Source organism: Aeromicrobium sp. Root495 (assembly GCF_001426755.1).
In the GTDB taxonomy this organism is placed as follows: Bacteria; Actinomycetota; Actinomycetes; order Propionibacteriales; family Nocardioidaceae; genus Aeromicrobium.
In genome coordinates this window covers 1,507,701-1,530,739 of sequence record NZ_LMFJ01000001.1, presented here as the reverse complement: position 1 = coordinate 1,530,739, position 23,039 = coordinate 1,507,701, and the positions used below count along the sequence as shown (strand labels likewise).

General features: G+C 70.9%; 21 protein-coding genes. 17 read left to right on the top strand and 4 right to left on the bottom strand.

Annotated elements, in window-relative coordinates:
- Positions 1–101 precede the first annotated feature (101 nt).
- The 3 genes from ASD11_RS07685 to ASD11_RS07675 all read left to right on the top strand — a co-directional run bounded on the left by ASD11_RS07685 (position 102) and on the right by ASD11_RS07675 (position 2,313).
- Positions 102–1,148 carry a ferrochelatase gene (locus ASD11_RS07685; protein WP_056285429.1) on the top strand — a complete coding sequence of 349 codons (1,047 nt, stop codon included), beginning with the start codon at positions 102–104 and terminating at the stop codon, positions 1,146–1,148.
- Positions 1,145–1,936, top strand: coding sequence for an inositol monophosphatase family protein (locus ASD11_RS07680; RefSeq protein WP_056285426.1), 792 nt, complete (start codon positions 1,145–1,147; stop codon positions 1,934–1,936). The genes ASD11_RS07685 and ASD11_RS07680 overlap by 4 nt, the downstream gene beginning before the upstream one ends.
- A 74-nt stretch (positions 1,937–2,010) precedes the next feature.
- The gene (locus ASD11_RS07675; RefSeq protein WP_056285423.1) at positions 2,011–2,313 is read left to right on the top strand and encodes a DUF4193 domain-containing protein; all 303 of its coding nucleotides are present in this window, start codon (positions 2,011–2,013) and stop codon (positions 2,311–2,313) included.
- An 86-nt stretch (positions 2,314–2,399) separates the two neighbouring features.
- On the opposite strand, the gene ASD11_RS07670 is transcribed toward ASD11_RS07675, so the two are convergent.
- Together ASD11_RS07670 and ASD11_RS07665 are read right to left on the bottom strand one after the other, a co-directional pair.
- Positions 2,400–2,843, bottom strand: a complete 444-nt coding sequence (locus tag ASD11_RS07670) for a DUF4235 domain-containing protein (RefSeq protein ID WP_056285419.1) — start codon at positions 2,841–2,843, stop codon at positions 2,400–2,402.
- Positions 2,818–3,321, bottom strand: coding sequence for a DUF3093 domain-containing protein (locus ASD11_RS07665; protein ID WP_056285416.1), 504 nt, complete (start codon positions 3,319–3,321; stop codon positions 2,818–2,820). The genes ASD11_RS07670 and ASD11_RS07665 overlap by 26 nt, the downstream gene beginning before the upstream one ends.
- Positions 3,322–3,377: 56 nt before the next feature.
- Here ASD11_RS07665 and dut point away from each other — a divergent pair, with 56 nt between their 5' ends.
- Genes dut through ASD11_RS07645 form a run of 4 tightly spaced genes read left to right on the top strand, consistent with a single transcriptional unit; the run spans position 3,378 to position 5,564 of the window.
- Positions 3,378–3,839 (top strand): dUTP diphosphatase, encoded by a 462-nt coding sequence (dut, locus tag ASD11_RS07660; protein ID WP_056285413.1) that lies wholly within the window; start codon positions 3,378–3,380, stop codon positions 3,837–3,839.
- Positions 3,836–4,504, top strand: a complete 669-nt coding sequence (locus ASD11_RS07655; RefSeq protein WP_056285411.1) for a DUF3710 domain-containing protein — start codon at positions 3,836–3,838, stop codon at positions 4,502–4,504. The genes dut and ASD11_RS07655 overlap by 4 nt, the downstream gene beginning before the upstream one ends.
- A gap of 35 nt (positions 4,505–4,539) precedes the next feature.
- The gene (locus ASD11_RS07650; protein WP_056285408.1) at positions 4,540–4,893 is read left to right on the top strand and encodes an OB-fold nucleic acid binding domain-containing protein; all 354 of its coding nucleotides are present in this window, start codon (positions 4,540–4,542) and stop codon (positions 4,891–4,893) included.
- Entirely contained in the window at positions 4,890–5,564 is a 675-nt protein-coding gene (locus tag ASD11_RS07645; protein ID WP_056285405.1) for a DUF3159 domain-containing protein, read from the top strand. Before ASD11_RS07650 ends, ASD11_RS07645 begins: the two co-directional genes overlap by 4 nt.
- A 48-nt stretch (positions 5,565–5,612) precedes the next feature.
- On the opposite strand, the gene ASD11_RS07640 is transcribed toward ASD11_RS07645, so the two are convergent.
- Together ASD11_RS07640 and ASD11_RS07635 are read right to left on the bottom strand one after the other, a co-directional pair.
- A complete protein-coding gene (locus tag ASD11_RS07640; protein ID WP_056285401.1) occupies positions 5,613–6,275 on the bottom strand; it encodes a potassium channel family protein in 663 nt (220 codons plus the stop codon).
- Entirely contained in the window at positions 6,275–6,937 is a 663-nt protein-coding gene (locus ASD11_RS07635) for a potassium channel family protein (RefSeq protein WP_056285398.1), read from the bottom strand. Before ASD11_RS07635 ends, ASD11_RS07640 begins: the two co-directional genes overlap by 1 nt.
- Before the next feature lie 102 nt (positions 6,938–7,039).
- Here ASD11_RS07635 and ASD11_RS07630 point away from each other — a divergent pair, with 102 nt between their 5' ends.
- The 10 genes from ASD11_RS07630 to ASD11_RS07585 all read left to right on the top strand — a co-directional run bounded on the left by ASD11_RS07630 (position 7,040) and on the right by ASD11_RS07585 (position 23,031).
- The gene (locus ASD11_RS07630; RefSeq protein WP_056285395.1) at positions 7,040–9,040 is read left to right on the top strand and encodes an APC family permease; all 2,001 of its coding nucleotides are present in this window, start codon (positions 7,040–7,042) and stop codon (positions 9,038–9,040) included.
- Positions 9,040–10,257 (top strand): class I SAM-dependent RNA methyltransferase, encoded by a 1,218-nt coding sequence (locus ASD11_RS07625; protein WP_056285391.1) that lies wholly within the window; start codon positions 9,040–9,042, stop codon positions 10,255–10,257. The genes ASD11_RS07630 and ASD11_RS07625 overlap by 1 nt, the downstream gene beginning before the upstream one ends.
- 21 nt (positions 10,258–10,278) lie before the next feature.
- Positions 10,279–12,867 carry an SCO7613 C-terminal domain-containing membrane protein gene (locus ASD11_RS07620; RefSeq protein WP_056285387.1) on the top strand — a complete coding sequence of 863 codons (2,589 nt, stop codon included), beginning with the start codon at positions 10,279–10,281 and terminating at the stop codon, positions 12,865–12,867.
- A gap of 5 nt (positions 12,868–12,872) precedes the next feature.
- Positions 12,873–13,592 (top strand): RDD family protein, encoded by a 720-nt coding sequence (locus tag ASD11_RS07615; RefSeq protein WP_056285384.1) that lies wholly within the window; start codon positions 12,873–12,875, stop codon positions 13,590–13,592.
- 139 nt (positions 13,593–13,731) lie between these two features.
- Positions 13,732–16,518, top strand: a complete 2,787-nt coding sequence (locus ASD11_RS07610; protein WP_056288572.1) for an aconitate hydratase — start codon at positions 13,732–13,734, stop codon at positions 16,516–16,518.
- A gap of 200 nt (positions 16,519–16,718) precedes the next feature.
- Positions 16,719–18,407, top strand: coding sequence for an alkaline phosphatase D family protein (locus tag ASD11_RS07605; protein WP_056285381.1), 1,689 nt, complete (start codon positions 16,719–16,721; stop codon positions 18,405–18,407).
- Positions 18,408–18,596: 189 nt separating this feature from the next.
- Complete coding sequence (locus ASD11_RS07600; protein WP_156464630.1) at positions 18,597–19,658, top strand: sugar ABC transporter substrate-binding protein; 1,062 nt, start codon at positions 18,597–18,599, stop codon at positions 19,656–19,658.
- 100 nt (positions 19,659–19,758) lie between these two features.
- Positions 19,759–20,535, top strand: coding sequence for an ATP-binding cassette domain-containing protein (locus ASD11_RS07595; RefSeq protein ID WP_056285375.1), 777 nt, complete (start codon positions 19,759–19,761; stop codon positions 20,533–20,535).
- A 10-nt stretch (positions 20,536–20,545) separates the two neighbouring features.
- On the top strand, positions 20,546–21,808 hold the full coding sequence (locus ASD11_RS07590) for a sugar ABC transporter permease (RefSeq protein ID WP_056285374.1): 1,263 nt from the start codon (positions 20,546–20,548) through the stop codon (positions 21,806–21,808).
- A 2-nt stretch (positions 21,809–21,810) separates the two neighbouring features.
- Entirely contained in the window at positions 21,811–23,031 is a 1,221-nt protein-coding gene (locus ASD11_RS07585; protein ID WP_056285373.1) for an ROK family transcriptional regulator, read from the top strand.
- The last annotated feature ends 8 nt before the right edge of the window (positions 23,032–23,039 follow it).

Sequence of the window (23,039 nt, the reverse complement as noted above, 5' to 3'; positions counted from 1 at the left end):
ATCTCCCTCCGGTCTCGTCGCACCACCCTAGTCGGACGGGGCGGCGTCACCGGCGCGCAGCCTGGCGCGCCGCCCGAGGCCCACCGTGGGAGCATGACGACATGGACGTCAGCCCCTTCGACGCGTTGCTCTATGTCTCCTTCGGAGGGCCCGAGAAGCCCGACGACGTGGTCCCGTTCCTGGAGAACGTGACGGCCGGCCGCGGCATCCCCCGCGAGCGCCTGGAGGAGGTCGGGGAGCACTACTTCCTCTTCGGTGGCAAGTCGCCCATCAACGACCTCAACCGTGAGGTGATCGAGGCGGTCCGGGGTGACCTGGCCGGTGCCGGCATCGACCTCCCGGTCTACTGGGGCAACCGCAACTGGGATCCGTACCTGGCCGACACGATGCGCCAGATGGTCGACGACGGCGTCAAGAACGCTGCGTTCCTGGTCACGAGCGCGTACTCGTCGTACTCGGGCTGCCGGCAGTACCGCGAGGACCTGGCGGGGGCCGTGGAGGGCCTCGACCTCCAGCTCACGCGCCTGCGCCTCTACTTCAACCACCCCGGTTTCGTGCAGCCGTTCGTCGAGGGCACGGCCGAGGCCCTGGCCGGAGCCCCGGAAGGGACGCGGGTCGCCTACGTCACCCACTCCATCCCCGACGCCATGAACGACTCGAGCGGCGGTCCCGACGTCGGCGCGTACCGCCGCCAGCACGAGGAGGTGGCGCGGCTCGTCACGGAGGCGGTGGGCATCGCCCCCGAGCTCACGGCCCTCGTGTACTGCTCCCGCTCCGGGTCGCCCCGCACCCCGTGGCTCGAGCCCGACGTCAACGACCACCTCGAGCAGCTCGCCGCGGATGGCGCCCCGGGTGTCGTCGTGGTCCCCATCGGGTTCGTCTCCGACCACATGGAGGTCGTCTACGACCTCGACACCGAGGCCAAGGAGACCGCAGAGCGGCTCGGCCTCTGGTTCCGCCGCGTGGCCACCCCCGGCACGCACCCCGAGTTCGTCGCCATGGTCCGCGACCTCCTCCTGGAGCGCTCGTCCGCGGTCAGGGGCGATGACCCGCAGCGGGCCACCGTCGGGCGGTGCGCGCCCAACCCCGACGTCTGCCCCATCGACTGCTGCGCCAACCTCCGCGGGCCCAAGCCGGCGGTCCGATGACGCTCGAGCTGGCCGTCCTCGCCCGTGACGTCGGACGCGAGGCCGCGGCGCACGTGCGCGCTCGACGGCCCGTGGGGCGCGTCGAGGTGGCCGCCACCAAGTCGAGCCCCACCGACGTCGTCACCGAGATCGACCGCGAGAGCGAGGACCTCATCCGGGCGCGTCTGCTCTCGGCGCGTCCCGACGACGGGTTCCTCGGCGAGGAGGGCGACAGCGTCGAGGGGACGAGCGGTGTCGAGTGGGTCGTGGACCCCATCGACGGGACCGTCAACTTCGTCTACGGCATCCCGGCCTATGCCGTCTCCATCGCAGCCGTCACGGCGCAGGGCGTCGTCGCCGCCCACGTCGTGAACATCGCGTCGGGGGAGGAGTGGGGAGCGGTCGCCAGTGAGGGGGCGTGGCGCTGGCACGACGACGAGCGGGTCCCGGTCGTGGCGCCGGTCACCTCGCAGGTCTCGCACGCCCTGGTCGGCACGGGGTTCCACTACACGCGCCCCATCCGTGAGCAGCAGGCCGCGGCCGCGGCGCGCCTCCTCCCGCACGTGCGCGACATCCGCCGCATCGGCTCGGCCGCACTCGATCTCTGTGGTCTGGCGGAAGGTCGTCTGGACGCCTACGTCGAGCAGGGGCTCAAGCCGTGGGACCTCGCCGCGGGGGGCCTGGTGGCCCGCGAGGCCGGCATCGTCATCGAGGGACTCGGCGACACGCCGGACGAGCGTCTCGTCGTGGCGGCCCACCCTGGGATCGCAGAGGAATATTTCAGCCTCGTTCGTGCTTGTGGGTTCTGAGTCCTACGCCACGAACAACAGTTTGGTGCGGTGTGGAACAATCACGCCGGTTGATGGGATGAGAAGGAGGGCACATGGCTACCGACTACGACGCGCCGCGCAAGACCGAGGAAGAGCAGTCCGAGGACAGCATCGAGGAGCTCAAGGCACGTCGCCACGAGAAGAACTCGGGCAAGGTCGACGAGGACGAGACCGAGGCTGCGGAATCATTCGAGCTTCCGGGTGCTGACCTGTCCCACGAGGAGCTCGCGGTCCAGGTCGTGCCCAAGAAGCAGGACGAGTTCACCTGCAGCTCGTGCTTCCTGGTGCACCACCGCTCGCAGCTCGCCGAGGAGAAGAAGAACGGGCAGCTCATCTGCCGCGACTGCGCGTACTGAGCACGGGTGCGCCGCCGGCGCACGCCCGAAGAACGGCCTGAGACGCCGCTGACATCGTCAGCGGCGTCACTTGTGTCCGGACACGGTCAGCGTCGGCGACGACGGCCGCGCCGGCCGGCGGGCTTCTGCGGCTCCGGCACCACGGTGGCCGGGTCGACGAGGGGAGGCGCGGAGAGGGTCTTCATGCCCGGCGGGAGCTTCCCGGTGGACTTGACCCAGTAGGTGGCTGCGTAGCGCCGCACACCGATCTTCACGAGCTCGGTGAGGGCACCACCGACCATGGCCCACGCCACGGCCTCACGGGTCCCCACCTCGGGGTGGCGGGCGTTGGTGGGGGGCTTCTTGCCCGTCACGGCACGCCAGGACACCGAGGAGACCTCACGCGCCAGGAGGGCCGCAGCGACGGTGGTGCTGCGGTCCATGATCTTCCAGGCGCCACGGCTGCCCGCCGAGCCCTTCTTCGTGCCGCCCGCGGTCGTGGTGCCCGCTGTCGCCTTCTTGGCGTCAGCCTTCTTCTTCTTGCTCGCCATGCGAGGCGCCTCCCGTTGCTGGTGTCGGGCCAGTCTGGCGTACCGACTCGATCGCCGCGACGAGACGCTCCGGGGCGCGGGACGACACGAGCCAGTACGGCGTGGGGTCGGCGGGGTCGTCGAGCGTGACGACGACTCCCGTGAGGACGTAGGGGCGGGTCATCAGCCACGCACGGGCGTCGGCCGTGGGTCCGAGGCGCTCGCGCAGCGCCTTCACCCCGAGCGCCTCGACGGACGCCACGTGCTCGAGCGCCAGGTGGGCCCGTCCGGCCCGGAACCCGTCGGGCCCGGCGGACACGACCACGTCGCCATAGCGCCACAGCGTCCCGGCCGTGACGACCGCGACGACGACGGCCGCGGCGATGCCGATGGGCCAGCGCGTGGCCACCAGCACGATCCAGCCGCACACGACGGAGAACGCGAGGGCCGCGATCCACCAGGACAGGGGAGCGACGAGACGTTCGCGGTGAGCAGCCACGTCACCAGCCTACGTGGGCCGGGGCAGGACCCGTCGCGCGTGGATAGGGTCGGCCCATGGTCGAGATCGCGCTCACCCGCCTGGACACCGAGCTCCCGCTGCCGACGTACGCCCATCCGGGCGACGCCGGTGCCGACCTGCACGCGAGCACCTCGGCCACCCTGGCGCCCGGCGAGCGGGCCCTGGTGCCGACGGGCATCGCCATCGCCCTCCCCGCCGGGTACGCCGCGTTCGTGCACCCGCGCTCGGGCCTGGCGCTCCGGCACGGGATCTCCGTGGTGAACACGCCCGGGACGATCGACGCCGGGTACCGCGGTGAGATCAAGGTGCTCCTCGTCAACCACGACCTGCACGACTCGTTCGCCGTCGAGCGCGGCGACCGGATCGCCCAGCTGGTGGTCCAGCGGGTCGAGCAGGCGGTGTTCGTCGAGGTCGCGAGCCTCGACGACTCGGCGCGCGGCGCAGGCGGCTACGGTTCGACGGGTGTGGCCGCTGCCGCACCGAAGGAGGGGGAATGATGGCTTGGCGCAAGAAGGACCGCGACCAGGGCTCCGCGCAGGAGCCCGCCGCGACGCAGGAGCCCACCGAGGAGCTGACCGACGAGCAGGCCGCTCCTGCCGCGGGTCCGTGGGACGCCGCCGACGCGCCCGCGGGTGAGCGGGTCGACCTCGGTGCCCTCCAGATCCCCGTGCACGAGGGCTACGCCATCCAGGTCCCGCCTGAGGAGGGGACCACGGACCGTCTGGCGGTCCTCCTGGTCACCGCGGAGTCGGTCCTGGAGCTGCGCGCCTTCGCCGCAGGCCGCACGGGCAGCCTGTGGGAGGAGGTCCGCAACGACCTCAAGGCCGAGGTCGACCGGCTGGGCGGTCAGCACACCGAGGCGCCCGGCCCCTTCGGCACCGAGCTCCGCACCGGCATCCCGGCCGAGCTCCCCGACGGTCAGGAGGGCGTCCAGCCCGGACGCATCATCGGCGTCGACGGACCCCGTTGGTTCCTGCGCGGGACCCTGCTCGGGCTCGCTGCCTTCGACGACGACGCCGCCGAGCCCCTCGTCGCGGCCCTGCGCGACGTGGTGGTCGTCCGGGGGTCCGGCCCGATGATGTCGCGGGAGGCGCTTCCCCTCACGCTCGACCCCAGCATCCCGCTCCTGGACGAGAACGGCCTCGAGCCCGACGACGCCTGACACGCGTCGCCCGGGCACGTGCCTAGACTGAAGACATGACAGGACTCATCAGCCGCACGCTGAACCGGCTCTCCTCGGAGCAGCAGGAGGTCAGCGAGCTGCAGGACGAGGCGGCCAAGGCCGGCTGCACGCTCATCGCCTCGCAGCCCGAGCGCTGCTACGCCACCATCCACGGTGTCGTCCGGTCCGTCACCCTGCGTCCCACCGGTGGCGTCCAGGCCCTCGAGGTCCAGCTCTACGACGGCTCCGACGCAGTCACCCTCGTGTGGCTCGGCCGACGCACCATCACGGGCATCCGACCGGGGCGCAAGCTCACGGCCGAGGGGCGCATCGGCCGCCGCGGACCGGAGCGGATCATCTACAACCCCCGCTACGAGCTCGAGGCATGACCTCGGCACCCGAGCCGATCGACCCGGGTCCGCAGGAGCACATCAGCAGCGTCGAGGAGCTGGTCCGGCGCCGGCTCGCCGATGCCCTGGGCGGAGGCCGCGGCATCCTGGAGGCCGCCGTCCCCACCGCCTCGTTCACCATCACGTGGCTGTCCACCAAGGACCTGCGCACGTCGCTCATCCTCAGCATCAGCCTCACCGTGGTGCTGCTCGTGGTGCGCCTGGTCCAGCGGTCCAACCCCCAGTTCGTCCTCAACGCGCTCTTCGGCATCGCGATCGCCGCCGTCTTCGCCGCACGCTCGGGCGAGGCGCGCGACGTCTTCCTGCCGGGCATCCTCTACAACGGCGCCTACGCGGCGGTGTTCATCGTGTCGATCCTCGTGGGCTGGCCGGTCGTGGGCTTCCTCGTGGGGAGCCTCACGGGTGACCCCACGGCCTGGCACACGAACCGCCAGGTCGTGCGCCTCTGCTCGCTCCTGACGTGGCTCTTCGCCGCGCCCTGCATCGTCCGGGTGCTCGTGCAGTACCCGCTGTACGCCTCGGACCAGGTGGGACTGCTCGGGACGTCCAAGATCGTGCTGGGGTGGCCGCTGCAGGTGGCGGCCTTCGCCGCCATGGGCTGGGTCCTGGGCCGCAACCACACACCGCTCGAGGACACCCGCGGCCTCTGAGACGCCTCGGACAGGCTCAGGAGGCGCGGGTCCGGCCAGGGCCGTCCGTCAGCTCTTGGGCGAGAGCAGGTGCGCCAGTGCGTCCTCGGCGTCGTCGGGGGACACGAACAGCAGCTCGTCGCCCGACTCGAGCGAGCGGTCCTTGTCGGGCGTGAGGATGGTGTTGTCGCGCAGGATGGCCGTGAGCACGACGTCCTCGGGCCACGGCACGTCGCGGACCAGGTGCCCCACGTAGGGGGAGTGGTCGGGCATCGTGAGCTCGACCAGGTTGGTGTTGCTCTGGCGGAACGTGAACAGGCGCACGAGATCGCCCACCGTCACGGCCTCCTCCACGAGTGCCGACATGAGGCGCGGGGTGGAGACGGCGACGTCGACGCCCCAGGACTCGTTGAAGAGCCACTCGTTGCTGGGGTGGTTCACCCGTCCGACGGTGCGGGGCACGGTGAACTCGGTCTTGGCCAGGAGCGCGATGACCAGGTTGGCCTTGTCGTCGCCCGTGGCCGCGATCACGACGTCGCACGTGGCGAGCTGCGCCTCACGGAGCGAGGAGAGCTCGCACGCGTCGGCCAGGAGCCACTGGGCCCCCGGCACGACGTCGGAACGGATGGAGCCGGGGGACTTGTCGATCAGGAGGACCTGGTGACCGTTCTCCGAGAGCTCGAGGGCCACGGAACGGCCCACGGCCCCGGCACCGGCGATGGCGACGCGCATCAGTCCTCCTCGGGTCCGGCATCGAGCACGGAGATGACCTGCTCGGCCTGGTCGTCGCGCATGAAGATGCTGAGGTAGTCACCCTCCTGGATGACGGTGTCCGCACGCGCGACCTGCCCGGCTCCGAGCCGGGTCAGGTAGGCGACGCGACCGCCGGAGGCTGCGTCGAGCTGGGCGATGGTGCGTCCGATCCAGGCGAAGGGGGCGTACACGGTGTCGAGGCGCAGCTGACCGGACGGGTCGCGCCAGGCCGGTTCCGAGCCCGCGGGCAGCAGACGGCGGAGCACCTGGTCGGCGGCCCAGGGGACCGTGGCGACGGTGGGGACGCCGAGCCGCTCGTAGACCTCGGCTCGACCCGGGTCGTAGATGCGGGCCACGACGTTGTCGACGCCGAACTGCTCGCGGGCCACGCGCGCGGAGATGATGTTGGAGTTGTCGCCGCTCGAGACGGCGGCGAAGCCGTCGGCCTGCTCGATGCCGGCCTGGCGCAGGACCTCGCGGTCGAACCCCATGCCCGTGACCGTGAGCCCGGTGAAGCCCGGACCGAGGCGACGGAAGGCGTCGGCATTGGCATCGATGACGGCGGTCTGGTGGCCGCGCTCCTCGAGGCTGTGGGCGAGGGCGGAGCCGACCCGGCCGCAGCCCATGATCACGATGTGCACGGTGCGACGCTACACCGGACCCGGCCCCGACCGGGGCCAGGTGAGCACGCTCTCACTCACCTGGGACACGGTGCGCCCGGATCGGGTCTAGCATCGTCCCCCGTGGGCATCGTCGGAGTCGCCAAGCGCGCGCTGGTCGGGCAGAAGCTGCGCAGCAACCAGCTCGGGGAGACGTTGCTCCCCAAGCGCATCGCGCTCCCCGTCTTCGCGAGCGACGCCCTGTCGTCGGTGGCCTACGCCCCCGACGAGATCTTCCTGACGCTCTCGCTCGGTGGGCTCTCGGCCTACGCCTTCAACTGGAAGATCGGCATCGCCGTCGTCCTGGTGATGCTCACGGTGGTCGCGTCCTACCGCCAGAACGTCCACGCCTACCCCAGCGGCGGCGGTGACTACGAGGTCGCCACCGTGAACATCGGGCCCAAGGCGGGCGTCACGGTGGCCAGCGCGCTCCTCGTCGACTACGTCCTCACGGTGGCGGTGTCCATCTCCTCGGGCGTGCAGAACGCGACGTCCGCGGTGCCCTGGCTCGACGGGCACGAGGCCACGGCCGCGTCGGTCCTGGTCGTCATCCTGATGGCGCTCAACCTGCGCGGTGCCAAGGAGTCCGGGACGGCCTTCGCGATCCCCACCTACCTGTTCATGGGCTCCATCTTCCTGATGGGCTTCTGGGGCTACTTCAAGTACCTCTTCGGGGATCTTCCGCAGGTCGACAGCTCCAAGTACGACATCCGTCCCGAGGCGCCCTACGAGTCCTTCGCGGGGCTCGCCATGGTCTTCCTGCTGGCCAGGGCGTTCTCGTCCGGCTGTGCAGCGCTGACCGGTGTGGAGGCCATCAGCAACGGCGTCCCGGCCTTCCAGAAACCCAAGAGCAAGAACGCCGCCACGACGCTCCTGCTCCTCGGCACGATCGCCATCACGATGCTCATGAGCATCGTGGTCCTCGCCGACCTCATGCATCTGCGCTACGTCGAGGACCCGGCGCACCAGCTCCTCCTCGACGGCAAGCCGGTGGGCGCGGGCTACGAGCAGGACACCGTCATCGGCCAGCTGGCCAAGGCGCTCTACGGCGAGACGCCGCTCTTCTACTTCACGATCGCGTGCACGGGCCTCATCCTCGTGCTGGCCGCCAACACCGCCTTCAACGGTTTCCCGGTGCTGGCCTCGATCCTCGCGCGCGACGGGCACCTGCCCCGCCAGCTCGACACCCGAGGCGACCGGCTCGCCTTCAGCAACGGCATCGTCCTCCTCGCCGTCGCCGCGGTGGTGCTGATCCAGGCGTTCGACGCCGAGGTCACGAAGCTCATCCAGCTCTACATCGTGGGTGTCTTCGTCTCGTTCAACCTGAGCCAGTTCGGGATGATCCGACACTGGACCCGCCACCTCGCCACGGAGACGGACCCCCAGGAGCGCTCCCGGATGAAGCGCTCGCGCGTCATCAACGCCTTCGGCCTGGCCATGACGGCCACGGTGCTCGTGATCGTGCTGGTGACGAAGTTCCTCGCCGGCGCCTGGATCGCCATCGTGGCGATGATCCTCATCTACCTGCTCATGCGGGGCATCTCGCGGCACTACGCGCGGGTGGCGGACGAGCTGGCCATCGACGACCAGGACGTCATGCTGCCGTCGCGGGTCCACGCCGTGGTCCTCGTGGGTCGGCTGCACAAGCCCACGATGCGCGCGCTCGCCTACGCCAAGGTCTCGCGTCCCAACACGCTCGAGGCGCTCTACGTGGAGCGTGAGCCCGGCGCCTCCGACCGACTGCGCGAGGAGTGGGACGAGCTCCACATCCAGGTGCCGCTGGTCATCGTGGACTCGCCGTACCGGGAGCTGGTGCGGCCCGTGCTGCGCTACGTCAAGGAGCTGCGCAAGAGCAGCCCGCGTGACATCGTGACCGTCTACATCCCCGAGTACGTCGTGGGTCGATGGTGGGAGCAGCTCCTGCACAACCAGACCGCCCTGCGCCTCAAGGGCCGTCTCCTCTTCATGCCCGGCGTCATGGTCACGAGCGTCCCGTACCAGCTGCAGTCCGCCGCTCAGGCCAAGGAGCGGCTCATCGAGCGCGAGAAGGCGGCGCGCCGCAACAACCTCAGGGGTCCGCGCTAGTGAGCTCTGCAGAGACCGAGGACCTGCCGGTCGTCGACGTCGGGCCGGTGGCCCACGGCGGCCACTGCGTGGCCCGGCTCGACGGTCAGGTCGTCTTCGTGCGCCACACGATGCCGGGGGAGCGGGTGCGGATCCGCGTGACCGATCGCTCCAAGCGGTTCCTGCGCGCCGACGCCGTCGAGGTCCTCGAGGCCGCGCCGGGGCGCGTCGAGCCTCCGTGTCGCTACGCGGGTCGCTGCGGTGGCTGCGACTTCCAGCACGTCGACCCCGACGCCCAGCTCGACCTCCTCACCTCCGTCGTGCGCGAGCAGCTGCACCGTCTGGCGGGCGTGGACTGGACCGGAAGGGTGGAGCCGGTGGGTGACGTCCTGGGCTGGCGCACGCGCGTCACCTTCGCCGTCGACGACGACGGCAGGCCCGGGCTCCGCGCGCACCGATCCCACGAGGTCGTCCCCGTCGAGGAGTGCCTCATCGCCCATCCCGACCTGCCCGACGTGCTCGGCCGACGCTGGGACGCCGGACCTGTCGAGGCGGTGACCGGGTCCACGGGAGAGAGCCTCGTGGTCACCGACGCCTCGGTGCCCAAGGGCCTGGCCGACGGAGTCGTGAGCACCGACGGACAGGTCCGGCACGGTCGTCGTGCCGTGCACGAGCAGGTGCGCGACCGCCGGTTCCGGGTCACCGGCTCCGGGTTCTGGCAGGTCCACCCCGAGTCGGCCGACACGCTCGTCGGCGCGGTGCTCGCCGGCGCCGAGCTCCGGCGGGGCGACCACGCCGCGGACCTCTACGCCGGCGTCGGCCTCTTCACCGCGTTCCTCGCCGAGGGCGTCGGACCCGAGGGCCGTGTGGTCTCGGTGGAGTCGGACCCGGGCGGCAGTCGCGACGCCCGCCGCAACCTCCACGACCTGGCCCAGGTGCAGCTCCTCGACCGCACCACTGAGCGGAGCCTGCGCGACGGCTCGCTCGTCGCGGCGCTCGACGGCCGGGTCGACGTCGTCGTGCTGGACCCTCCGCGCACCGGTGCGAAGAAGGCCATCGCCGACGTCGTCGGACTGCGCCCGCGCCGCATCGTCTACGTCGCGTGCGACCCGGCCGCCCTGGCCCGCGACCTCGTCGTGCCGCTCTCCTCGGGCTACGAGCTCGTCTCGCTCCGTGGGTTCGCCCTCTTTCCCATGACGCACCACGTGGAGTGCGTCGCGGTCCTTGCTTTGCCCTGACCCGACCGGCAGGGTGCAGCCATGAAGTATTCCGAGCAGGACGCCTGCCCTGACTGCCGCACGCCGGCGGGGGGCGCCGCGGTCTGCACGGTCTGCCGTCTCGACCTGACGACGCCCGAGGTCGCCACGGTGCGCCAGGCCCTGTCGTCGGCCGACGCATGGCTCGCGCGAGCCGCTCGCGTCCCGGTCGCTGCGCCCGTCCCGGCGCAGCAGGTCGTGGGCGTTCCGGCGTCACCGCCCGTCGAGCAGGCGGGTCCTCCGAGCCCCTCCGTCGACACGAGCGCAGCGCTGCCACGTCACCCGGGGACGCCGGGGACGCCCCTGCCGCGCCACCCGGGCGGGACGTCCACGGCGCCTCGACCTCGCCGACGCTGGACGGCCGGCGGAGTCATCCTGACCCTCGGAGCGGGCTGCCTGCTGGTGGCCGGCCTGATCTTCCTCGGCGTCGCGTGGAACCTCGTCGGTCCCACGGGGCGGGCCATCGTGCTGCTCGCGATCACCGCCGTGGTCGCCCGGTTCGCCGACCGGTGCGCGGTCAAGGGCCTGCGGGCGTCGGCCCATGCCCTGTGGGCGGTGTTCCTCGGCCTGGTCACGATCGACTGGTTCGTCGGCCGGGCCCTCGGGTTCGCCAACCTGGACGCGGTGCCGATCGACGTCGCGGTGCTCGTCTGGTCGGGGCTCGTGCTCGTCACCGCCGTCGTGGTGGGACGCAGGACCCAGGCCCTCCTGGGCACCCCGTTGGGACTCATGACCGGCGCAGCAGGTGCCGTGCCGCTGGCCGCCGGCCCCGCGCTGTCGGCCCAGCTGTGGAACGTCGTCGAGTGGCCCTTCTGGCCCGCTGTCGTCGTGATGGGCGTGGCCGGGGCCGTCCTCGTGCTCGTGCACCGTCTGGCCTGGAGGCCGTCGGTCGTGGTCGCCGGCTCGATCGGCTGTGTCGCAGCGGTGGTGGCCGTCGCGTCGGCGTTCCTGCAGGCGCTCGCCAACCCCGACCTCCGCGACCTCGTCCGCGACCTCGACGGCTTCCCGCTGCTCCTCGTGGCCCTGGCGGCCGTCGTGGTCGGAGTCGTCGTCGACCGTCCGGTCCTGCGCGGTGGCGCGTCCGCCCTCGCCACCACGTCGCTCGGCGCCCTCGTCGTGCTGCCCTGCGCAGCACGGTGGGAACCGGCCGGGGGATGGTTGTCCGCGGCGGCGATCGTGCTGCTCGGCTCCGCCGTCTCCGCGCTCTCCCTGCGCGAAGCGGTGCTGGCCTGGCTGCGGGGCGTCCAGCTCGTCGTGGCCGGCACCGCCGTCGTCCTGCTCCTCGTCACCACCCCGTGGTTCGTCGTGGCCGTCGACGTCCTGAGCCGGTCGGCGGCCGGTTCGTCCCGGGTCACCGCCGCGCAGGACCTCTCGTCCACGGCACCCACACCGTTCTCGACGACGGTCCTCGCCATCGTCGCCACCGTCCTCGTGGCCTCGCTGCTGCTCGGCACCCGCTGGCAGGGTGCCGAGGCCTACCGCAGGCCGCTCGTCCGTGTGGCGAGCATGCTCGCAGCTCTCGGCGTGCTGGCCGTGGTGGTCGACACCGTGCCGCGGGCCTGGACGACGGCCCTCGCCCTCCTGCTCCTGGGTGCTGCCCTCGCCGCGCTGTGGCGCGCCGACGAGCGCTGGGGTCTCGTGGGGCCCGTCGTCGTCATGGTCGCTCCGGCCGCGCTCCTAAACGCCCACACCGTCCTCGTGGTCGCCGCGCCCGCAGCCGCCGCGATCCTCGCGGCGGTGGCGGCGGTCCGCAGGCGAGGCGGCAGCGAGACCGTGGCGCTCGTGGCAGCGGCCACCTGGTGGGTCGGACTCACGGTCGCCCCGGCGGCCGACCTCCTCGGCGGTCGAGCCCGCGGGATCGACCTCGCGGTGGCCGTGGCCGCCTCGCTCCTCGCTGTGGGGGCGCTCGCCGTGCGCAGGCACCCGGACGTCCGGCTGGGCCTGGAGGCGGGCGCCGGAGCGGTCCTCGTGCTCGGCGTCCTCATCGCGGCCGTGGCCGTCGAGGACGTGCCGCGGGGCTACGCCTGGGTGGCGCTCGTGCTCACCGTGCCAGGGGTCGTCGCCACGGCGGTCGCCGTGCTGGTGCCCGACCGTCGCGCCTACGTGGCCGTCGGGTCCCCGCTGCTCGGCGTCGCCTGGGTCCTGAGGCTCCTCGCGAGCGACGTCGGCGTGATCGAGGCCTACACCGCACCCTTCGCGGTGGTCCTTCTCGTGGCGGGCGTGGTGGCGCTCGTCCGACGCCCCGAGATCTCCACGCGCACGGCTCTGACCGCCGGGGTGGTCCTGTCCCTGGTGCCCAGCCTCCCGCAGGCGCTCGCTCAGCCCACGAGCCCGCGCGCCGGGGCGCTGGCGGCCGTGGCCGTCGCCTTCCTGGCCGTCGGGCTGGTCCGGCGCTGGCAGGTCCCGTTCGTCCTCGGGTCGGGCGTGGTGGCGCTCCTGGTCCTGGTGAACGTGGGACCCTACGCATGGGCCGTCCCGCGGTGGTTCATCATCGCCGCCGTCGGGATCCTGCTCACCCTGGTCGGCACGACCTGGGAGCAGCGGGTGCGCGAAGGACGGTCCGCCGTGCAGTTCCTCTCGACCATGAGGTGAGCCAGATGACCGACCCCGCACCGGGCACGCGCTCCGCCGCCGACGACGTCCTGCAGGACGACCGTCCGGTCTCCGTGCTCCGACGCTCCGCCCTCGCTCAGGACGTGCTGCTCTTCTGCGTCGCGTTCAGCGCCGGGGCGCTCTTCTACGTCCTCGTCCGGCTCATGAGCGGCGACGAGATGCACGTCTGGGGCATCGGCCTGTCCGACGAGGTCCTGCTGAGCGGGCTCGTCGCGGGCGAGCTCTTCGTCCTGTGGAACAACGGGCTGCGTCAAGGACTACGGGGTCACAGCATCGGCAAGCACCGCGAGGGCCTGATGGTGGTCGACGCGGCCACCGGCCGTCCCGCCGGACCGTGGCGTGGTCTGCTCCGAGGTGCCGTGATGGTGGTCCTGCTCGACCTCGCGCTGGCCGCGGTCCCGGTGAACCTGCCCACGGTGCTGAGGCGCGCCACGCCCGACGCCTGGCACTTCGGGGGAGCGGCGTACCTCGCCCTCCTCGTGCTGCTCGTCCCGGTCGTGCTCGGCGCGGGCCGCGGTCTGGCCGACCGCGTCGCCCGCACGCGGGTCGAGCGCGCCACGGGCCTCGACGCGCACACCCGGCCCGAGCGCCTTCGTGCCCTCGTGGTCCTCGACGTGGTCGGGGTGCTCGGCGTCGTCGCGGTCTGCTCCACCTACCTGTCCTTCTACTGGCCGCTCCTGTGGCGGTTCCCGAAGCCCTGGTGATGCGGCACTTCCCTGAAAAGCCTCTCGACATCATGTATCTTGATGTCAAGAGATATTGACGTGACGACTTAGGTGAACCTGACGTGGCGCCGCAGGGCGCTGATCGGCAGGATGGAAACCAAACGTGAAGGAGAGCAACATGGCCGTCGACAGCTTCAACGCCAAGGACACGCTCGAGGTAGGGGATTCCTCGTACGAGTTCTACCGACTGGACGCCGTGAGCGGTGACGGCCTCGACGTCGCCAGCCTCCCGTTCAGCCTCAAGATCCTCCTGGAGGCGCTGCTGCGCACCGAGGACGGGGCCGACATCACGGCCGACGACATCAAGGCCCTCGCGGGCTGGGACCCGTCGGCCGAGCCCGACCAGGAGATCCAGTTCACGCCCGCCCGCGTGATCATGCAGGACTTCACCGGCGTGCCCTGCGTCGTCGACCTCGCCACGATGCGCGAGGCCATGGCCGAGCTCGGTGGCGACCCCTCCAAGATCAACCCGCTCGCTCCGGCCGAGATGGTCATCGACCACTCGGTGATCGCCGACGTCTTCGGCACGCCCGAGGCCTTCGAGCGCAACGTCGAGATCGAGTACGAGCGCAACAACGAGCGCTACAAGTTCCTCCGTTGGGGCCAGGGCGCGTTCGACGACTTCAAGGTCGTTCCCCCGGGCACCGGCATCGTGCACCAGGTCAACATCGAGCACCTCGCGCGCGTCGTGTTCGACAAGGACGGCACGGTCTACCCCGACTCCTGCGTCGGCACCGACTCGCACACCACCATGGTCAACGGCCTGGGCGTCGTGGGCTGGGGCGTCGGCGGCATCGAGGCCGAGGCGGCCATGCTGGGCCAGCCCATCTCCATGCTCATCCCGCGCGTCGTCGGCTTCAAGCTGTCGGGCGAACTGCCCGAGGGCGCCACCGCCACCGACCTCGTCCTCACGATCACCGAGATGCTGCGCGAGCACGGCGTCGTCGGCAAGTTCGTCGAGTTCTACGGTCCCGGCGTCGGCGCGGTGCCGCTGGCCAACCGCGCCACGATCGGCAACATGAGCCCCGAGTACGGCTCCACCATCGCCGTCTTCCCGCTCGACGCCGAGACCACCAAGTACCTCGAGCTCACGGGTCGCAGCAAGGAGCAGATCGCCCTCGTGGAGGCGTATGCCAAGGCCCAGGGCCTGTGGCACGACGCCGAGCACGAGCCGCGCTACTCCGAGTACATCGAGCTCGACCTGGGCACGATCGTCCCCTCCATCGCCGGCCCCAAGCGCCCGCAGGACCGCGTCGTCCTGTCGAGCGCCAAGGAGGGCTTCCGCGGAGCCCTCTCGGCGTACGTCGAGGACGGCGACCAGGCCAACGGCGCGAGCTACGACGAGGCCGTCGAGGAGTCCTTCCCGGCCTCCGACGCGCCCTCCTCGAGCGACGACGGCACCAAGCCGCCGCGCGACTACCTCTCGTGCGTGCCCGCCGACGGCGGACGCCCGAGCAACCCCATCGAGGTCACGGTCGACGGCCAGACCTTCACGCTCGACCACGGTGCGGTCACCATCGCCGCCATCACGTCGTGCACCAACACGTCCAACCCGTCGGTCATGATCGGCGCGGCCCTGCTGGCCAAGAAGGCCGTCGAGAAGGGCCTCTCGCGCAAGCCGTGGGTCAAGACCACGCTCGCGCCCGGCTCCAAGGTGGTCTCGGACTACTACGACCGTTCCGGCCTCACGCCCTACCTCGACAAGATGGGCTTCAACCTCGTCGGCTACGGCTGCACCACGTGCATCGGCAACTCCGGCCCGCTCATCGCCGAGGTCAGCGCCGCGGTCAACGAGAACGACCTCGCCGTCGTCTCGGTGCTCTCGGGCAACCGCAACTTCGAGGGTCGGATCAACCCCGACATCAAGATGAACTACCTGGCCTCGCCGCCGCTCGTGGTGGCCTACGCCATCGCCGGCTCCATGGACATCGACATCACCACCGAGTCCCTCGGCGACGACACCGACGGCAACCCGGTGTACCTCAAGGACATCTGGCCCAGCCCGTCCGAGGTCGAGGACGTCATCCAGAGCGCCATCAGCTCCGAGACCTTCAGCAAGGAGTACGCCGACGTCTTCGCCGGCGACGAGCGCTGGCAGAACCTCCCCACGCCCGACGGCGACACGTTCGAGTGGGACGCGGACTCCACGTACGTCCGCCGCGCGCCGTACTTCGACGGCATGGACATCGAGCCCTCCGACGTCGTCGACGTCGACGGTGCGCGTGTCCTGCTCAAGCTGGGCGACTCGGTCACCACCGACCACATCAGCCCCGCCGGCGCCATCAAGAAGGACAGCCCGGCCGGCAAGTACCTCATGGAGCACGGCGTGGAGCCGCGCGACTTCAACTCCCTGGGCTCGCGCCGAGGCAACCACGAGGTCATGATCCGCGGCACGTTCGCCAACATCCGCCTGCGCAACCAGATCGCGCCCGGCACCGAGGGTGGCTTCACGCGCGACTTCAGCACCGACGGTGAGGTCACCACGGTGTTCGAGGCGTCGGAGAAGTACCAGGAGGCCGGCATCCCGCTCGTCGTCCTGGCGGGCAAGGAGTACGGCTCCGGCTCCTCGCGCGACTGGGCGGCCAAGGGCACCGCGCTCCTGGGCGTCAAGGTCGTCATCGCCGAGTCGTACGAGCGGATCCACCGCTCCAACCTCATCGGCATGGGTGTCCTCCCGCTGCAGTTCCCGCAGGGCCAGAACGCCGAGTCGCTGGGCCTGACGGGCGAGGAGACGTTCTCCTTCGCGGGCATCACCGAGCTCAACGAGGGCCGCACCCCCAAGACCGTCAAGGTCACGGCGGGAGACGTCGAGTTCGACGCCGTCGTCCGCATCGACACCCCGGGTGAGGCCAACTACTACCGCAACGGCGGCATCATGCCGTACGTGCTCCGCTCGCTCCTCTGAGCTGACGGAACCGCCCCGGCGGACGCGAGATGATGCATCCGGGTAGCCCTGGCTACCCGGATGCATCTTTTCTGCTTCCGGACCGACGCGGGACGATGCTCGCGGGTACCTCTGGCTACCCGAAGGCATCATTCCTGGTCGGTGCCGGGGCTTCATGCTGATGCCACCCGACGTTCACGGGCGTCGGGTCACGTGGGTGGATGCCCACCCGCAGAGATGTCATCCGCTCGGGAGCCGTCGTCGGCGCCGCAGCGGGAACCAGTGTCCTGAGCCCCTTCGCGAGCGCCTCGGGGGCGCCCGCGACGGCGACGGCCGACCGAAGGGCGCACGCGGTGCGTCTGCCGCACGACCCGTTCACGCTCGGCGTCGCGTGCGGCGACCCCGAGCCCGACGGGTTCGTGCTCTGGACCCGCCTCGCGCTCGACCCGCTCGCGGCCGACGGCCTCGGCGGCATGCCGTCGCGCGGGGTCCCCGTGGAGTGGCAGGTGGCGAGCGACGAACGCTTCCGCCGGGTCGAGGCGGCGGGGGTCGTGGTGGCGCACGACAGGGGAGCGCACTCGGTGCACGTGGAGGTCCGGCACCTGAAGCCGGCCCGCGAGTACTGGTACCGGTTCCGCGCCGGCGGATTCGTCTCCCGCATCGGGCGCGCCGTCACCGCGCCCCGGCCCGACGCGATGCCCCGCGAGCTGGCGATGTCGTTCGTGTCGTGCGCGCAGTACGAGCACGGCTTCTTCACGGCGTACCGGCGGCTCGCGGAGGACCACCCCGACCTCGTCCTGCACCTCGGCGACTACCAGTACGAGTACCGAGCCGACGACTACGTGGCGCCGGGCGGCAACGTGCGCGACCACGAGGGGCCGGAGACCGTCGACCTCGCGTCGTACCGCCAGCGCCACGCGCAGTACAAGACCGACGCCGACCTCCAGCTCGCGCACGCGGCGGCCCCGTGGGTGGTCGTGTTCGACGACCACGAGGTGGACAACAACTGGGCCGGTGACGTCCCGGAGGACGCTGCGGACGCGCCGGGCTTCCTGGCGCGACGGGCAGCGGCCTTCCAGGCCTACTACGAGAACATGCCGCTGCGGCGGACCTCGGTGCCGCGGGCCGGTCACATCCAGATCTTCCGGCGCGTGCAGTGGGGGAGGCTCGCGACGTTCCACATGCTCGACACCCGCCAGTTCCGCGACGACCAGGGCTGCGGCGACGGCTACCGGACGGACTGCCCGGCCGCCGTGGACCCGAGGCGTTCCATCACGGGGGGACGCCAGGAGCGCTGGCTCGTGGACGGCTTCAACCGCTCGCAGGCCCGGTGGGACGTCCTGGGGCAGCAGGTCTTCTTCGCCCAGCGCGACAGCGACCAGGGGCCGCTCAAGACCGTCTCGATGGACGCGTGGGACGGCTACCAGGCGTCGCGGGACCGCATCACGCGTGCCTGGGTGGAGGCCGAGGTCCGCAACCCCGTCGTGCTCACGGGGGACGTGCACGCGCACTGGGCGAGCGAGCTCAAGCTCGACTACGACGACCCGACGTCCCGCTCGGTCGGGACCGAGCTCGTGTGCAGCTCCGTCACGTCCGGGGGCAGCGGCGCCGACACGGCCCTGACCGCGCACCCGTGGCTCGCCTGGAACCCGCACCTGAAGATGCAGAACAGCCTGCGGGGCTACGTACGGACCACGATCAGGCCGGAGGAGCTCCAGGCGGACTTCCGCTGCGTCGAGCAGGTACGGACGCCCGGCGCGGCCGCCTTCACCCGGGCGAGCTTCGTCGTGGAGGACCGGGTGCCGGCGTTGAACCTCGTGGGCGAGCAGGCAGGTCGTCAGGCGCAGCGCGCCGGCAGCACGCCGCTCGCGGTGAGCGACACGCAGCGTTGGGAGACCGAACGACCCTGATTCACCCGGGGCTTCCGACATATTGTGGTCCGCGGCAACAATTTGTTGGCCGAGGTGCTGGACGTGATGCCGGTCACGCTATACGTTGTGCCAAACAACAATTGCGTAACGCAGGCGAAACAACGGACCGGCGGCACGCTCTGACTCGTAGAAGTGGAGGCGGTCTGTGTGAAGCGGACTCGCAATCTGATGATCGCAACGGCGATGTGTGCGGTCTTCGCGCTCAGCGCGTGTGGCAGCGACAACGGCGACGACGGTGGAGACGGCGGCAAGGCGTCCGAGGGCAAGATCGGCGTGATCCTGCCGGACACCAAGTCCTCGGCCCGCTGGGAGAGCGCCGACAAGCCGGCGCTCGCAGCCGCGTTCAAGAAGGCCGGCGTGAAGTACGACATCCAGAACGCCGAGGGTGACGCCGACAAGATGCAGACCATCGCCGACGGCATGATCACCGACGGCGTCACGGTCCTCGCGATCGTCAACCTCGACTCCGACTCGGGTGCGGCCATCGAGGAGAAGGCCAAGAGCCAGGGCGTCAAGACGATCGACTACGACCGTCTCACGCTGGGCGGCTCGGCCGACGTCTACATCTCGTACGACAACAGCAAGGTCGGTGCCCTGCAGGGCGAGGGGCTCCAGAAGTGCCTCGGCGACAAGGACGCGAACATCGTGTTCCTCAACGGTTCGCCCACCGACAACAACGCCACGCTGTTCTCCGACGGCGCGCACAGCGTCCTCGACAAGGTCAGCACCTACAAGAAGGTCGGCGAGCAGGCTGTCCCGGACTGGGACAACGAGCAGGCCGTCACGATCTTCGAGCAGCTGTACACCAAGGCCGACGGCAAGGTCGACGGCGTCTACGCCGCCAACGACGGCCTCGCCGGCGCAGTCATCTCGATCCTCGACAAGAACGGTCAGGCCGGCAAGGTCCCCGTCACCGGTCAGGACGCGACGGCCGAGGGTCTGCAGAACATCCTCACGGGTGACCAGTGCATGACGATCCAGAAGTCGGCGACCGGCCAGGCCGGCGCGCTGGCCGAGGCCGCCATCGCGATGGTCAAGGGCGACAAGCCGGAGACCACCGGCACCGTCAAGGACGACACGGGCAAGCGTGACGTCCCGGCGATCCTGCTCGACCCGGTCGCCATCGACAAGTCCAACGTCGGCGCTCCGATCGAGTCGGGCGACCTGAAGGCGTCGGACGTGTGCACGGGCAAGTTCACCAAGCTCTGCACGGACGCCGGCATCAGCTGACGCACTCGGGTGCGGCTTCCTGGGGGAACGTCCCCAGGAAGCCGCACCTGACGCGTCACCACCCCCTGAACCCTCTCGACCGCCCTCTCGGAGGCCGCACATGAGCACGTCACCGCTCCTCGAGCTGCGAGGAATCAACAAGAGCTTCGGCGTCGTCCACGTCCTCCACGACGTCGACCTCGCCATCTATCCCGGCCAGGTCACCGCCCTCGTCGGCGACAACGGCGCCGGCAAGTCGACGCTCGTCAAGGCCGTCGCGGGCATCTACCCGCTCGACAGCGGCGAGTACCGCTTCGACGGCAAGCCGGTCGAGGTCCACGGACCGAAGGACGCCTCCGCCCTCGGCATCGAGGTGGTCTACCAGGACCTCGCCCTCTGCGAGAACCTCGACATCGTCGAGAACATGTTCCTCGGCCGCGAGATGAAGACCGGGCCCGTGCTCGACGAGACCTCCATGGAGTCCAAGGCGCGCGAGGTGCTCGCGTCGCTGTCGGTCCGCACCGTCAAGTCCGTGCGCCAGAGCGTCTCGAGCCTCTCGGGCGGTCAGCGTCAGACCGTGGCCATCGCCAAGGCGGCGCTGTGGAACTCCAAGATCGTGCTGCTCGACGAGCCGACCGCCGCGCTCGGTGTGGCCCAGACCCGCCAGGTGCTCGACCTCGTGCGCCGTCTCGCCGACTCCGGCGTGGGCGTGCTGCTCATCTCGCACAACCTGACCGACGTCTTCGAGGTGGCGGACCGCATCACGGCGCTCTACCTCGGCCGCGTGGCCGCCGACGTCGCCACGAAGGACGTCACGTCCCGCCAGGTCGTCGAGCTCATCACGACCGGCACATCTTCCGATCTCGACGGCGCCGCGGCTCCGTCGGCGACTGCCTGAGGGGCCAGACATGACCGACATCATCACCGACGCCGAAGAGGCGGGCTTCGCCAACGACCGGACCCAGTCCAACACGCTGGGCGAGGCGGCACGCGCCTACGTGAACCGCGTCCGCGGCGGCGACATGGGTGCGCTGCCCGCCATCCTGGGCCTGCTCGTCCTGTTCATCGTGTTCGGGCTCGCCAACGACCGTTTCCTCTCGGCCCTCAACATGGCCAACCTCATCACCCAGGCCGGCGCCATCATCGTGCTGGCCATGGGACTGGTGATGGTGCTGCTCCTGGGCGACATCGACCTGTCCGCCGGCGTCACCGGTGGCGCGTCAGCAGCCGTCATGGGGCTCGCGATCGCCGACCACGACCTGCCGTGGGGCGTCGCGGTGCTCGGCGCCCTCGTCACCGGCGCGGTCATCGGCCTCGTCATCGGCCTGATCGTGGCCAAGGTGGGCATTCCCTCCTTCGTCGTGACCCTGGCGTTCTTCTTGGGCCTGCAGGGCCTGCTCCTGAAGCTCATCGGCGACGGCGGCTCCGTCCGCGTCGACCAGGAGGTCATCAAGGGCATCACCAAGAACAACGTGCCGCCGACGTGGGGCTGGGTCCTCGCCGTCGTCGTCATCGTGGTCTACGCGCTCCTGGCCCTGCGGAGCCACCGCCTGAAGGTCTCCAAGGGCCTGCAGCACCAGCCGCTCGCCGTCGTGGTCGCCCAGATCGTCGCGCTCGCCGTGATCCTGCTCGTCGTCACCTACGTGCTCAACCTGAACCGCGCGCCCAACGCCGGCTTCGTCATCGAGGGCATCCCGTACGTGCTGCCGCTCGTGATCGCCCTGCTCATCGCCTGGACCATGGTCCTCGGCCGCACGGCCTACGGGCGTCACGTCTACGCGGTGGGTGGCAACCCCGAGGCGGCGCGACGCGCCGGCATCAACGTCGACCGCATCCGGATCTCCGTCTTCATGTTCGGCTCCTCCATGGCCGCGCTCAGCGGTGTCATCGCGGCGTCCAACCTCGGCAAGGTCTCCACGTCGTCCGGCGGCGGCAACACGCTGCTCTACGCGGTGGGCGCGGCAGTCATCGGCGGCACGAGCCTCTTCGGCGGCAAGGGCAAGGCCCGCGACGCCGTCATCGGCGGCCTGGTCATCGCCACCATCGCCAACGGGCTCGGCCTCCTCGACCAGGCCTCGTACATCAACTTCATCGTCACGGGTGGCGTCCTGCTCCTCGCGGCCAGCGTCGACGCGATCTCGCGCAGGCGGCGTTCCGCGACAGGACTCTAGACATGGCGTCCGCAGGTCGGACGGGCGTCGGCACCAACCAGGAGGACGTCCGACGGCACAACCTCGGAACCGTCCTGGGTCACGTGCACGGCGCCGGCCGGATCTCACGGTCCGACCTCACGAGTCGCATGGGACTGAACCGCAGCACGATCGGCGGTCTGGTGGGTGAGCTGGAGGCCCTCGGCCTCACGGCCAAGGGCAAGTCCGTCGGGGCGCGTGCAGGGGTCGGTCGGCCCTCGGTCGACGTCCTCGCGGGACCGGGCGCCGTCGTCCTCGCGGCCGACGTGCGCGTGGACGGGCTCTCCGTGGCCCGTGTGGGTCTGGGCGGCATCGTCCAGGCCCGGGCCACCGGTCCGGCGCCGGCCGGTCACGACCCCGAGGTCACCGCCGACTCGGTGGCCGAGCTCATGCGACTCGTGCTCAAGGACATCGACCCTTCCGTGCCGGTGGTCGGCGTCGGTGCCGCGGTGCCGGGGATCGTGCGTGCCGACGACGGGTTCGTCCGGCTCGCGCCCAACCTGGGCTGGCACGAGGTGCCGTTCAGTGCCCTGCTCGCCGAGCGCCTGGGCGGCGGCATGAGGCCGGTCCTGGGCAACGATGCCGACCTCGGCGCCGTCTCCGAGCACCTGCGTGGTGCCGGTGTGGGCGTCGACGACCTCGTGTACCTCTCCGGCGAGGTCGGCGTGGGCGCCGGCGTCGTCGTGGCCGGACGGCCCTTGGAGGGTGCCGGCGGCTACGCGGGCGAGATCGGCCACGTCCCCTTCGTCCCCGACGGAAAGCTGTGCCACTGCGGCGCACGGGGCTGCTGGGAGACCGAGGTGGGCGGCGTGGCCATCGCGGCCGCCGTGGGGTGCCCGCCCGACCGCATTCCCTCGCTCGGCGAGTTCCTCGACGGCATCCACGAGGCGTCGCCGGAGCTGCGGCAGGTGGCCTGGCACATCGGCCGAGGACTCGCCGGCATGGTCAACCTGCTGAACCCGCGCGTCATCGTGCTGGGCGGCTACCTGCGGCCCCTCCTGCCCCTGGTGCGGGACGATGTCGACGCCGCCTTCGCCGAGCACGCACTGGCAGCCCCGCGGGAGCTCGCCCGGATCACGCTGCCCGGTCTCGGCGCCGACTCGGTGCTGGTGGGGGCCGCCGAGCTCGCGTTCGGCCGGCTTCTGCAGGACCCGGTCGGCACGCTCACCGACTCGTACGCGTCGGCGGGATCCGTCGTCGCCTGACCCGTCGG